The sequence below is a fragment of the Fibrobacter sp. UWH9 genome (assembly GCF_900129715.1).
Classification (GTDB): Bacteria; Fibrobacterota; Fibrobacteria; order Fibrobacterales; family Fibrobacteraceae; genus Fibrobacter.
Map to the genome: position 1 here is coordinate 308694 of NZ_FQWP01000002.1, position 12534 is coordinate 321227.

General features: G+C 49.6%; 11 protein-coding genes. 6 read left to right on the plus strand and 5 right to left on the minus strand.

The genetic code is table 11. The features are described 5' to 3' along the window. Positions 1 to 70: 70 nt before the first annotated feature. Entirely contained in the window at positions 71 to 865 is a 795-nt protein-coding gene (locus tag BUB94_RS03130) for a CDP-alcohol phosphatidyltransferase family protein (protein ID WP_073156045.1), read from the plus strand. Between the two features lie 65 nt (positions 866 to 930). Here BUB94_RS03130 and mpaA read toward each other — a convergent pair whose 3' ends face one another. The 3 genes from mpaA to ruvC are packed head-to-tail and all read right to left on the minus strand — an operon-like array spanning position 931 to position 2919. After that, positions 931 to 1644 carry a murein tripeptide amidase MpaA gene (gene mpaA / locus BUB94_RS03135; protein WP_073156042.1) on the minus strand — a complete coding sequence of 238 codons (714 nt, stop codon included), beginning with the start codon at positions 1642 to 1644 and terminating at the stop codon, positions 931 to 933. A gap of 4 nt (positions 1645 to 1648) precedes the next feature. Then, positions 1649 to 2335, minus strand: coding sequence for a M15 family metallopeptidase (locus BUB94_RS03140; RefSeq protein ID WP_073156039.1), 687 nt, complete (start codon positions 2333 to 2335; stop codon positions 1649 to 1651). After that, positions 2332 to 2919 carry a crossover junction endodeoxyribonuclease RuvC gene (gene ruvC, locus BUB94_RS03145; protein WP_073156036.1) on the minus strand — a complete coding sequence of 196 codons (588 nt, stop codon included), beginning with the start codon at positions 2917 to 2919 and terminating at the stop codon, positions 2332 to 2334. Before ruvC ends, BUB94_RS03140 begins: the two co-directional genes overlap by 4 nt. A 54-nt stretch (positions 2920 to 2973) precedes the next feature. Between ruvC and BUB94_RS03150 the strand changes: the two genes are divergently transcribed. Genes BUB94_RS03150 through BUB94_RS03170 form a run of 5 tightly spaced genes read left to right on the plus strand, consistent with a single transcriptional unit; the run spans position 2974 to position 10278 of the window. Next, positions 2974 to 4869: a CHC2 zinc finger domain-containing protein gene (locus tag BUB94_RS03150; RefSeq protein WP_073156034.1), complete on the plus strand. Its 1896-nt coding sequence runs from the start codon at positions 2974 to 2976 to the stop codon at positions 4867 to 4869. Beyond that, positions 4857 to 6041: a glycosyltransferase gene (locus BUB94_RS03155; protein WP_073156031.1), complete on the plus strand. Its 1185-nt coding sequence runs from the start codon at positions 4857 to 4859 to the stop codon at positions 6039 to 6041. The genes BUB94_RS03150 and BUB94_RS03155 overlap by 13 nt, the downstream gene beginning before the upstream one ends. Before the next feature lie 14 nt (positions 6042 to 6055). Then, positions 6056 to 6373 (plus strand): Dabb family protein, encoded by a 318-nt coding sequence (locus tag BUB94_RS03160; RefSeq protein ID WP_073156029.1) that lies wholly within the window; start codon positions 6056 to 6058, stop codon positions 6371 to 6373. Positions 6374 to 6383: 10 nt separating this feature from the next. Continuing rightward, a complete protein-coding gene (locus BUB94_RS03165) occupies positions 6384 to 8342 on the plus strand; it encodes an LTA synthase family protein (protein WP_073234102.1) in 1959 nt (652 codons plus the stop codon). After that, positions 8332 to 10278 (plus strand): LTA synthase family protein, encoded by a 1947-nt coding sequence (locus tag BUB94_RS03170; protein ID WP_249269315.1) that lies wholly within the window; start codon positions 8332 to 8334, stop codon positions 10276 to 10278. The genes BUB94_RS03165 and BUB94_RS03170 overlap by 11 nt, the downstream gene beginning before the upstream one ends. A gap of 75 nt (positions 10279 to 10353) precedes the next feature. Here the strand turns inward: BUB94_RS03170 and BUB94_RS03175 are convergent, their stop codons facing one another. Together BUB94_RS03175 and BUB94_RS03180 are read right to left on the minus strand one after the other, a co-directional pair. Beyond that, a complete protein-coding gene (locus BUB94_RS03175; RefSeq protein WP_073156025.1) occupies positions 10354 to 11523 on the minus strand; it encodes a glycosyltransferase in 1170 nt (389 codons plus the stop codon). Beyond that, positions 11520 to 12530: a glycosyltransferase family protein gene (locus BUB94_RS03180; protein WP_073234104.1), complete on the minus strand. Its 1011-nt coding sequence runs from the start codon at positions 12528 to 12530 to the stop codon at positions 11520 to 11522. Before BUB94_RS03180 ends, BUB94_RS03175 begins: the two co-directional genes overlap by 4 nt. Between the last annotated feature and the right edge of the window lie 4 nt (positions 12531 to 12534).

Here is a 12534-nt window from a genome sequence, read left to right on the forward strand (position 1 = left end):
ACGTTTTTTTTCGTAAAATGGATAAAAAATAAGCTATTTTTCAGCCAGCACTTTTATAGTGGAGGATATAATGGGAAAGACTCGTTTCATTTTGCCTAACGCATTCACCAGTATGAATTTTTTGCTGGGAGTATTCGCTGTTTGTTGGGCAACGGGTGCATTCAGTTCCTTTACCACGGCAGACCCTATCCGTATGGGTGGCTATTTTATCGTTCTTTGTGTTCTGCTGGATAAGCTGGACGGTTTTGCCGCACGTCTGGTTAACGCCAGCTCCGAGTTCGGCGCTCAGTTCGACAGCCTTGCAGACCTTATCGCTTTCGGCGTCGCCCCGGCATTCACCGTGTTCTTTGCCTATAAGAACTGCGCTCCGGAATGGTTCCAGACCAACGCCGTGCTTTTGATTGTGACTTTCTCTATTTACGTATTGTGCGCCGCTATGCGTCTGGCCAAGTACAACGCTTGCGACTCCGACACGTTCCACCACCACTTCTCTGGCCTTCCCTCCACTTTCGCAGGTGCTGTTAACGCCATCCTGGTGGTCTACCTGAAGTCTAAGGGCGTTTTTGCAGATCCCAACGGCGCTTTCATCTTCGTGCCGATCCTGGTTATGCTCGTTACCGGTCTTCTGATGGTGAGCCCCCTGTTCCTCCCCAAGCTGCAGCCCCGCAAGAGCGTCGCTCTCAACTTGTTCCAGGCAGTTCTGATTGTACTCACCTACATTAGCGGTTTCTTGTTCGTTTCTGAAAAGATTCCGTTCATTACCGAATACCTGTTGCTCTTGATGAGCCTCTACATGATTATCGGTTTTGCTCTTGGCCTTGTGCAGCGCAAGAAGATTATTGCAGAAGCAGAAGCACAGAAGTAATTCTTATAAAAGGTTTAATGCGAAAACTGCGAGTCCATGACTCGCAGTTTTTTTCGATCTAACTTTTAATATTTGCTTTCCAAAAATTCGGCAAGGGACGTTCCAAACCGGTCAAAAAGTCCCTCCAGGGACATTCTAGGCAACTCCAGCGTAACGCATTGTTTCGGGCCGCCAGACGCCATATTTTCTTTGCACCAGGTTCCTAGGCTGCCGGGAGTGGGATAGCCAATATCGGGCATCCAGGGAAGGTTAAAAACGTTGCACAGACCTTCAACCAGAGAAGTGCGCTCAGGTGCATCGAGGCAGCCAATGGGCGCATGCATCGAAAGGATTTCTTCCGGTTTCAGCTTTTCTAGCAGATCCAGCAAGCCAAGGACTTCAGGTTCTACGGGAAATCCATCCGCACTGCAAGAACGTAAAAGCGTATCTCGGGGAGCCTCCAGCACGGAACGGGAATAGACATAGCCTTCCGGCTTTACGGATACGGGAAAGTTTCGATTCAGGTCCACGCCGTTATAATTCCCTCGGGTGCCCAAGGTCATGCCATCGGGATTGGCACAGAGGACAAAGGCGGCGCGTTCCAGGGGCGCACTTATCAAGCGCAAAACACGACTGAGCAAAAAAGTCGTTTCAGGTTCTTCACCGTGAATTCCCGCAATGACAAGCAGTTCGCATTTGCCTTTGCAAGGGACATATCGAAGATCCGTCCCCAGAACTGATTTGCCGTAGGTTTCCAGCGGTAGCCTGAAAAAACCGCGAGTCCGTTCATCCAGATTCATAGCACTACACAAAATAGGGGTAGATATATTCTTGCGCCAGCTTATCCAGATTATCTAAAAGAGCGGACTTGCAGGCGATTTCTGTCTTCTCGTAGATTTGCTTGAGGCGGTCTAGGGAGAAATTTTCAAGGTAGCGTCTGGATGTGGGCAAATGGGCGATATGCCACATTTCGGGCTGAATCTTGCCGCGGCCGGGAACGAAAACCCGCTGGAAGCCGGCGGATTCCCCGGAGTCCATCAATTCCGTCAGACGTTTATGGAAGGGGGCGAACATCCCGTTACATTCTGCAGGAGTCAGCTCCACTTCATAACCTGGCGGGCAGGCGTTACCGTCGACAACGTCCAGGTCGGTGCCTAGGTGATGGCGGCTGGCGCCCGGCAGGGCGGACCAGGTCAAGATGGCATACATCAGCTGTTCTTCATCCTGGGGGCGTTCCATGGGGATTCCGTTGGCGTCTAACAGCTTTAATTCGCCAGAGGCCTTGCGGTTCCAAATGCTGAGCTGACGTTCAAAGGGGCGGTATGCGGATTCCAACCGGAGTAAAAAGCCTTCCTTCGCCAGAGTTTCTTTTAATTTATTGTAAGCGGGAAGGACGTTCTTATCCATCATGTATCCTTCCATTTCTATAAAGTCAGACGAACCGGCCTCACGTAATCCATAACAAATTAAATTTTCATTTTTACAACTCATTGGATCGTGCCTCCCATTTTCTCAATCAGGTCCATCCACTGTTTGGTAGTCGCCTTTTTCTTTCGGCTGGTCAGGGATTTCTTCTTGCCGCCGGCACTCAGGATCGCCGTAGACATGGGGCTCGGATTGGCGTGGGTCCAGGCAATGGCCAGGGCATCGGACGCATCCAGGGGAAGGTCACTTCCAGAGATTCCCAGGCGGGCAAAAATCATGTTTGCGACCTGTTCCTTTGCGGCACTTCCATCTCCGGTAACGGCCTGTTTAACCACCTTGGGCGGGTATTCACTGTAGGAAAGTCCACGCTTGCGGCAGGCCACCAAAATTGCGCCACGGATGTGGCCGAGGACAAGGGCGCTGCGGGCATTTTTCGCAAAGAATACGCCTTCCATGCTCAACGCATCGGGGCGATATTTGTCTAGAAGAACTTCCAGTTTAGAGACAATATGCAAAAGGCGGTCTTCTAGTTCGTGGTCTGCAGGCGCATGAAGCACTCCATATTCCAGAACTTTCAAGTTTTTGCCGTCTGAATCTAAAAAAGCATAGCCGGTAGTGATAGAACCGGGGTCAATCCCAAGGATAATCATGTCTTGAAAGTTAAAAAAATCTAGATTGTCTTTCTAGAAAGTAAGAGGTATACAATGCTTATCGATCAAGAACGCATGGGTATGATTATGCGGGCGAAAACTCATCCCCGCCAGCTAGGAATTCCCCTGTCTCGTTGGGGCAGGAACCTTATCGCCTGTTGCCCCTTCCATTCTCCGGAAGAGACATCCCTGTTCTTTTACGATGCCTTGGGTTATTGGCGTTATCGTTGCCTGCAATGCGGTAGCGAAGGAGACCTTGTTGAATTTGTAATGCGCAGCCGCTTTAACGGTTTGGATGAGCAGGCCGCCAGAACTGAAGCGCTAGACTTTTTAGGTACGTTGGAACAGGAGCACGAAACCCAGCCTGATGAACACCCATGGATCAAGGAAATCGGTGGCGAGAAATCCAAGGTTCTGGAAAATTTCGTTCGATACTGTCACTGGGCCGCTTGCAAGAGTCCCTCTTCTGCAGAATTTTTAGCTTCCCGCGGCTGGAGTATCGGACAGGCCCAGCTCTATGGTATCGGTTACTATAGTGGCGACCCGGAACCGTTCATCAGCTACTGTATGCTCTCCGGTATCGAAAGACACCAGATTAGTTTCTACCTGGACAATCTGGAAGCCTACCACGAACCCCGCATCACGATCCCGGCCCGCAACTCCAAGGGTCTGATCCATTCTGTTTATGGCCGTCTGATTGATGATGCAGAGGCTACTCACCCGTATGTGTCCTACGCCTCGGGTCCCAGCGACATTCCTTTCAACATCCAGTCGGAAATTTCTAAGCCCGTCATTGTCGAAGGATTCTTTGACGCGCTGACTGCAGACTTGGCCGGCATTCCGGGCGTCGTGTCCACCATGTACCAGGAACTGAGCCTAAGCCACCTCTATAAGTTGAAGGCTTGTGGTGCGGATGCCGTTACGGTTATCCTCCGTCGTGAGCAAGACCGTCGCGAACAGGAATTCCGAATTCAAAAGTATCTGAAGATGGCCGAAGAACTGAATTTGAAGTTCAAGTCCATCGTCCTTCCTGCAGGCGAAACTGTAGACCAGGTGGTACGCAAGAACGGTGCCGACCAGCTCATCTCTCTTGTGGACCAGACTGAAGAAGATACGGTCCATACCCACCGTCGTTCCATGCTCCTGCAGGACATCAAGGAAAACTTTGATACTGCCATGGGTTGCCCGCCGGAAGTCTCCGTCGGCTACACGCTGAATACCTTCCCCAAGCTGACGAGAGAAATCGACGGTATCCAGTCCGGTTGCTTCTACGTTTCTTCTAAGCCCTTCGGTTTGAAGACCACCCTGCTTTCCAGCATCGGTCTAGACCTGCTCCAGAGCAACCCCAACTTGAAGTTGATTTATATCGCCCTGGAAACGCCCCGCCGCCAGATTTTTGACCGCATGGTGGCCATGATGATTGGCGAATCAGTCCTTACCGTTCGTAAGCAAAACGAAGACGAAGCTATTAACCAGAAGATTCTGGAAGCCACACGAGACTTGATGGGATTCGTCCGCAACAACCGTCTGGAAATCTGGGAAGACCAGCCTACCCTCGACAACATCGAGTTGGCAGACATCCTTAAGGACGAAGTAAAGGAACACCCGAACCTGGTAGTCATCATCGACGGCATCGATCACCTGAAGGTTTCTACCCATATGGACCTGTCGGATATTTACCAGAGACGTTCCTCCGTCATTCTGGACCTGTACAAGACATTGGACATTCCCATGTTCCTTGGCGGCGAGCTGATCGATTCCGATGGCGAACTGGTTGGCCCTCGCGCATACCTCCGCGATTCCGATGCGACCTACTGGCTGGAAGAGAAGGGTGCAGACATGGTACTGAGTGTGGATTCCAAGCGTCTCGGAAACAACAAGCTATATCAGGGCAACCTGCACATAGACCCTCTTTCTAACCGTATGGAAGAGGAACCGTGTTTACTGTAGTCGACTTCAACAACTTTTGGAGTCCCTCGGGAGGCGGCGTTCGTCGTTACCATCTGCAGAAGATGGAATTCTACAAGCAGCAGAAAGATGTTCTTCTGGTGTTTGTGATGCCCGATGGGAAAACGTATACAGAACAGGTTAGCGACAGTCTGATTATCGAACATGTGGAAGCCTATAGATTCCCAGGCAACTGGGAATACCGCTTCATGTGGAGACAGAGCCAGATTCAGCCCGTACTCAAGAAGTACATGCCCCAGGTCATCGAAGTTGGCAGCCCCTACATACTGCCCACCGTCGTTCGCCACGCCGCAAAAAAGATTTGCCCCAAGGCAGCCCTTCTCAGTTTCTGGCATGCGGACTTCCCCGTTACCTATGTGGGCCGCCCCGTCGCAAATAAACTGGGCAAGGCTTTAGGTTCCGTTGCAGAAAAGATTGCCTTCTGGTACGCCCGCCGCGAATTCACACGCTTTGACGCAGTAGAAGTTTCTTGCAAGGAAGTAATGGAACGACTGGAACGAAACCATCTGCCGCACCCCTACTGGGTTCCTCTTGGTTGCGACATCCGGATGTTCTCTCCCGAGAAGCATGACGCTACGTTAGCTGCCGATTTTAAAGGCGGCAATTCCGATCGTCTGACCATATTCTTCCCACACCGTTTTTGCGAAGAAAAGGGAATCGAACTTTTACTTGGTGCCTATGACGAATTGACCGCAGAACTTGGTGTGGAACCGGAATTGATCCTCGCAGGAACAGGGCCCTACTTGCCGCAGGTGCAGGAAGCGGTCAAGACCCACCCCCATATCCGTTACGTGGGATTTATCAAGTCTATCGACGAAATGGCCCGCCATTATGCAAGCGTTGATTTAGGCCTAGCCCTTTCTGGCTGGGAAACCTTCGGTCTCTCGATTCTTGAAAGTATGGCCAGCGGGAACGCCCAGATTGGAGCCGCTACAGGAGCCGCTTGCGAGCACGTAAAGGAATCCGGAGCGGGAATCATTCTTGAAGAAAGAACGCCTCACGCGCTGGCCCAGGCGATTATCAAACTTTACAAGTCTGACCTGACAGACAAGAAACTCAAGGCCCGTCAGTACGCAGAAAAATTCAGCTGGAACGATTGCTTTAAACGTCAGCTGGACCTGTATAAAGAAATTTCAACAAATAAGAACAACTAAAAAAAGGAAATAACATGATCAGACATATCGTTTGGTGGAAGTTGAAGGCCGAAGCTGAAGGTGCAACCGCTAAGGAAAACGGCGAAAAGCTTGTTGCCGCCTTCCACGCCCTTGAAGGTAAGATTCCCGGTCTCGTCAGCATCGAATCCGGTTTGAACTTCAACAAGAGCGAACTGGGCAACGGCGACATTGAATACGATATCGCACTGGATACCACCTTCCGCACCAAGGAAGCTCTGGACTTCTACCAGGGTCATCCGGATCACCAGGCTATCGTAGGCTTTGTGAAGAAGGTTGTTGTAGAACGCCGCGCTGTCGATTTCGAATATTAATTCATAAAAAATGGCAATTATCATTTCTTTACTGAATAAGATAAAGAGCCATATCCAGAGTCACAGGAATCTCGTATTCCTGTCTCTGGCTTTTTGGGTGGCTCACATCATTCTACGCGTTTTACTTCTGTTTAGAAGTAACCCCTACGGATTCCCTTTTGTTAGCAAGCCGGACTGGTACATTTTCCATGCCGTTTGTCTGGACTTTATCTGGATTTCCAAAGCCCTTGTCATATTCCTTGTTATTGCAGGAATCCTAAAGGCGATCAAGCCTCAAAAGAATTTTTCAAACGTTCTGCTAGTTATCTACGCAGTTTTTCAGTACCTGCTTTTTGACCTGACATTATTTGATAACGAAGTTCAACGATTCCTTGGATGCCACCTGACTTTCGGCATCGCAAATACCTACAAGGACACATCTTCGCTGGTCATGCTCTGGGACTATGTCGCCAACGACTATTCCATTCCCTTTTTGCAATTCATTCTCCCCTTCGCCATCATCCCATTCATTTTTGTCATCTACAAAATACTAGGCCGTAAGGCAGAACAAAAGGTAAAGGGCATTTCCATCGGAATGGTGATATTCTTTATTATGTCCTCCCTGTTCATCAATGTCATATGGACAGGAAACGCCCGCATGACAAAACTTCGCCCCGTTGTAACCTTGATTTATAACGAAATCGTTTCGGACCATCATCAAGGTTTGACGTACAATGACATCAAGGCCTACAGCAGGTTCTATCAAAATTTATGGACACAGGTAGAAGGCGATTCCCTCTGGAATTTCACAAATGACGAAAAGGGCAATCCCCTTTACCGCACCCCTTCTAACGAACTTCTACAAAGTGAAAAGTTGCAATCCCAGCGAGCCCAAAAACCAAACTTCATCTTGGTCTTTATGGAATCTCACCGTGGTTGGAATACCGGTTTCCTGAACCAGGGAAAAACATCCCCTACCCCCTATTACGATTCCCTGGCACAGCACTCCCGCATTTGGGAAAGAATGCACACCAGCGGGCTTCCCACGACAGGTGGCGTACTGACAACCCACATCGGCATTCCCCACCATTCAACGCTAGCACAGGCAACAGATCTGGCACACATCACCTTGCCTAGCTTCGCCTCGACCCTGACGGATTCCGGATACGCAACCCATTATTTCTCGGCAGCCGACCCGGCCTGGGATAATCTGGGCGTATGGATGTCTAAGTGGTACACAGCACAGCATTACGACAGAAACCGCGAAGACGACTCCACCTTCTTTGATCACGCCACGGAATACGTTCTGGACACACTTTCAAAACAAGGGAAGCCCTTCCTGGCCACATTGATGACTCGATCCAACCACTACCCCTTCAATTTTGCAGCGGGTATGACGGATGAACAAAAGCAGCTGCCTCTAACCGAGCGCATCAACGTCACCATGAACTACGCCGACCGTCAGCTGTCCCATTTTATGCGTGCCGTAGAAAAGCAACCCTGGTTCGACAACACCTATGTCATCATCATGGCAGACCATGGATTCCCCCTAGGCGAAAACGGAGTTTCTACAATGAATGGCGGAGCCTATTCTAACGCCACCTGGATTCCGTTCCTCATTTACGGCAAGGGCATCGAACCGGCAAGAGACACGGCAACGACAGCACAAATGGATATTGCCCCCACCATTCTTGAATTGGCAGGTATTGCAACGCCAAATATTTTCATGGGACACAACTTGCTTCGCGGTTACGGCGACGGACTTTCTCTTGGAGCCTACGCAGGAGTCGCTGCAGTCGGTTACGAAAATCGCAGACTTATCGAAAAACTGCCCCTGGGCACCGGTGACGTACAGGGCCTTTTTGCAGAAGGCGATACCCATCAAGAAAAGAACCTGGCCGATTCCGAAGCGCAGACGACTTCGAGACTGAAAGCCATGCTGGACTCCCTGATTACAATTTCTGACTACTCTCTGGAACATGGAATTTAACTTGAAAAAACTGAATCCCTTTGTCATTATAACAGCCATAGCTCTTGTAATCCAGAGCTACATGCTGGTGCTTTTCTATAGCCTACCCGACCCGCTGGGACTCTCCCTTTCGGAAATGTTTTCGGGTCGCACCATTTGGCAGATCTGCATGGCATTTGGCGCCGTTCTCGTAATGTCATCCATTTTCACCTTCCTGAAGAAACCCCGGGCAATGGTGATCTTTTACGTGTTCTATTTCTTCATAGCCATTGCCGACTACGAGGTTTTCAGATTTTCACACCAGCGACTTTCCTATTCCTTTATACGTACTTATTTTCACCTGTCCAACATCGTTGACGAAACTACAATCACAACCTTGGGTGGCGACCTAAAAGGAACCATCCTGTGGGTAGGTCTGTTATTATTGATTGTGCTGGGCGGTACCGCATACTGTATATACGAAACATTAAAAAGAAAGAAATCCAAGAAGCAGGGAACGCTAGTCGAATACAGTTTTACAAAAAAACTTCCTATCAGTTTCCTTACATCAGGTCTGATTCTTTCGATTATACCGCTCATCTTGTTCCTGACTGGGGCTCGCGGCGAATACACGATTCCCGTCATCAATACAAAGGTGGACATCCGCTTTACCTTAGGCAAGCATACATTAACAGCACCAATCCTTCACATTGCCGCCGTGGAAACCTTTGAATTCGTCCGCGACAACTACAGCATTACAGACGAACTCATCGATAACCTGGATTCCTTTTTGCCGGCAGATTTCAGCAAGTCACGTCAAGATGCAGAATTCCCCGGCTATAGAAAGACGCCAGCCCACGCCTACAAGGCCCAGCACCCCTACAACATCGTTTTCATATTCGGCGAATCCTTCAAGGGCCGCATCATCAACCAGATGTTAGAAGGGGATACAACACTCGCCCCAAGCCTCTGGGATCTCGCCAATCGCGGTAGTTTCTGGTTCAAGAACGCCTTTAGCGGCGGCTACCCAACCGTTCGCGGAACTATGGCAACCTATCTGGGATTCCCCTCCCACCCCAACCGCGACTTGCCCAGTTTCTACGCTTCAAACCATTTTACCGGATTCCCGGAACTGCTGGAAAACTACACCCGATACTACGTCACCGTATCGAACCCTGTTTTTGACCACACGCTACCCTTTGTAGAAAAATTCTTCGGCGACAACTGGAGACTCCCCGAAGACACGAAAATCCCAGGAACAACAGACAGCCTCGGCGTAGACAAGGCCATTGAAGTTCTAGACAGCCTTCCTACAGATTCCCGTTGGCTGCTGACATTCAATACCATCGCCACCCACATCCCCTTCTTTGGCTACCCGGATGAATTCGCCCCGAAGCCTGACGATGCCATGGAGCGTTACCGCAACGCCTTGCGATACACCGACCAGCAATTGGGACGTTTCTTTGAAAAGCTTGCAACTCGTGAGGATTACGAAAACACCGTCGTAATCATTCTTGGTGACCACGATACACCGGTGGACTCCATTGACTACGCTGTTCCCCAGCCTCTGGGCGTTGCCACCACGCGAATTTTCATGGGAATTTTCTCTGCCGACACAAACTTAGTACAGGGTCTGAACGTTCGCGAAGACGTAGCCTCGCAACATGACGTAGGCCCCACCATTATGGACTTGGCCCAAGTTCGCAAGCCCAACCACTACTGGGGTTACGATTTGCTGGCCCAGGAACGCCCCGCAAATCAACCGTCTATGTTCTTCTCCCAGAACTCCTACTATCTGGGATTCCGGGACCATGTGATTATGGGCGGCCTGGATAACGAAGAAGTTTATCGCGGCGAAAAGGAACACTTTGCACAAACCACCGACAAAAACGATTTGGCCTGGAAAACAAAAGCTGTGGGAGCCAGCAAGGTTTTACGTTCTCTGCTGCGCAACGATACGATGCAGCCCAAGGAATAAAGCATACAGAAAATAAAACGTAAAGGGAGCGCCCTAGGGCGCTCCTTTTTTATGTTCTTCTTTACCGTATGCGGTTTACGTTTCTGACTTCAAAATCCAGGAAACAGCCTTTTGCAAATCATCTTTCTGACGTTTGCTCACCTCGGCATAACGCTTCAGGGCACGCTCCGCATAAAGGCCGTAAATGGATCCGTCCAAAAGTTGGATCATGCGGTTTTTCATTTCGCTCACAGAATAAGGATCGAAATAGAGAGCCGCATTGTCGCAAATTTCGGGGATGGACGTAGAACCGCTGGCTGCCACAGGCACGCCGTAACGCATAGACTGCATGGGAGGATAGCCAAAGCCTTCGTTCAAACTGGGGAATATAAAGGCGTAGGCATTCTTGTGTAAAAATTCCAGTTCCTTGGATTCCACGTAACCCAGGAGTACCAGGCGATCCTTGTGCCTGACATTTTTCAGATAGACTTTAGGATTGGTTGCTCCAGTAATGACAAGCTTGAAATCAAAAGCTTCCCCTTGCGATTCCATCATGGAAACCAGCTGGTCGAAAGCCTTTACGGAACGCAAGTTATTCTTTTCCCAGCGGGCACCACTAGTGAGCAAGAAATACTTCTTGGGCAAAACATTCGGCGGCAGGAATCCTTCCGGTTCGTATTCGGTCATGGGGCTGTAGAATACGGGAATTTCCTTATGGAGCAGTTCCGGGAAGAAGGACTTGATAGACGCACGGCTGTGTTCGCTGACGGTTATGGTATCGACACCGCCTTCGGCGATGCATTTAGCTAGGGCCTGATATTTAGGCTTATAGTAGTACTTTTTCCACCATTCACGGTAGCGGAAAAGGGCCTCTACCTTCTGGGACAACTTCTTGGCAAAGGCGACACCCTGACATTCGTAAGGCATTTCCAATGCACGAACGCCGTGCCAGGTAAACACAAAACGTTTAACATTCACCTGCCACTTCGGACTCAGAGAATAGAGCGGAGTGTAAAAATCAGTAATGTTATTTTCGTCGATAATCTGCTGAGGAGAGCTGACGCTCAGATCATAAAGCGGAACGCCATTAGATTCGCAGGCGGCAAGGATATCGGGAGACAGGTATTTACGGCTGTCATAAATACAGCTGAATTTTGCACCTCGATTCACCATGGCCCAGAAAATCACTTCGCCATAGGAGCCCCCGCCATGAAACTTGGCGCTGTGAATGGGCTGAACCGCTTCCAGATTGAAAAGCAGACTCATAGGATCTTACCAATCAAGGAAAGCAACGGCAAGACAAAAGGCATCTTCTTGTACACAAAACCCAAAGACTTGGCAAATGCGTAGGAACGGATAATATCGGCACCCAATTTACCGGCATGCTTTGTCTGATAGAGGAAAGCATCCTTGGCATGGGCAATGACGTCATCGTAATATTCGTTGATGGTAATGCTCTTGTCGGCATTGACCTTCACGGGAATATTCTTCAGGTCGGTGTAGAAGTTCTTGCGCAGGATCTTGGGCAGGAACAGGTCCATGCTATCGGGAACCTTACGGCCACAGGTGTTGATAATGCGAGATCCGAAAAAGTGGAACACCTTTCCTGTGGGAATGTAATCGCGGGCATAAGCCATCTGGCAGTTCCATTCACCCGGCATTTTCTTGGTGACATAATTGAACTTGAAGTTGGCTTCGGCCAGAGAGGCCATGTCATAGGGGAAGTTCTTGGTCAGGCAATACAGCCACAGTTCATGCCACTTTTCAAAGAAGGCTCGAGCCTCGGGCGTATCGCTGGCAAACATGACGCCACCGTTGAAAATCTCATCGTTCAGAATCGGAGAGAATCCCAGCATCTTGGCATTGTTCAGAATCTTCTTGCGATTAATGGCCTTATGCAAATTGGTGTGGAAGTCAAGCACCGCATAAATTCCGCCGCGCCATTCATCAGGAATGGAAAGGTCGCCCACAATGGCGATGTCAGAATCCATATAGAGGAAATCGCCATCCACCACGTTACGCATCACCGTCTTCAGATAACGGGAACGCATCATGGGAGTAAATTTTTCATCGATTTCCAGAGCCACCAGTTCGTCTACAGCCTCTTTCAGGGCGGCTCGGGGGCCAACGAGAGTCGCTGCAGTTCTGTCGTCAGTCAGAAGCGTAACAAATGCTCCCGGGTTGTGAACACGCAAAGATGCAATGGCCACCAAAGTCTGTTCGCAGAAGAAATCCTTCTCGGAACTGGTCAAAACAAAAAGATACTTTGTCATAGAC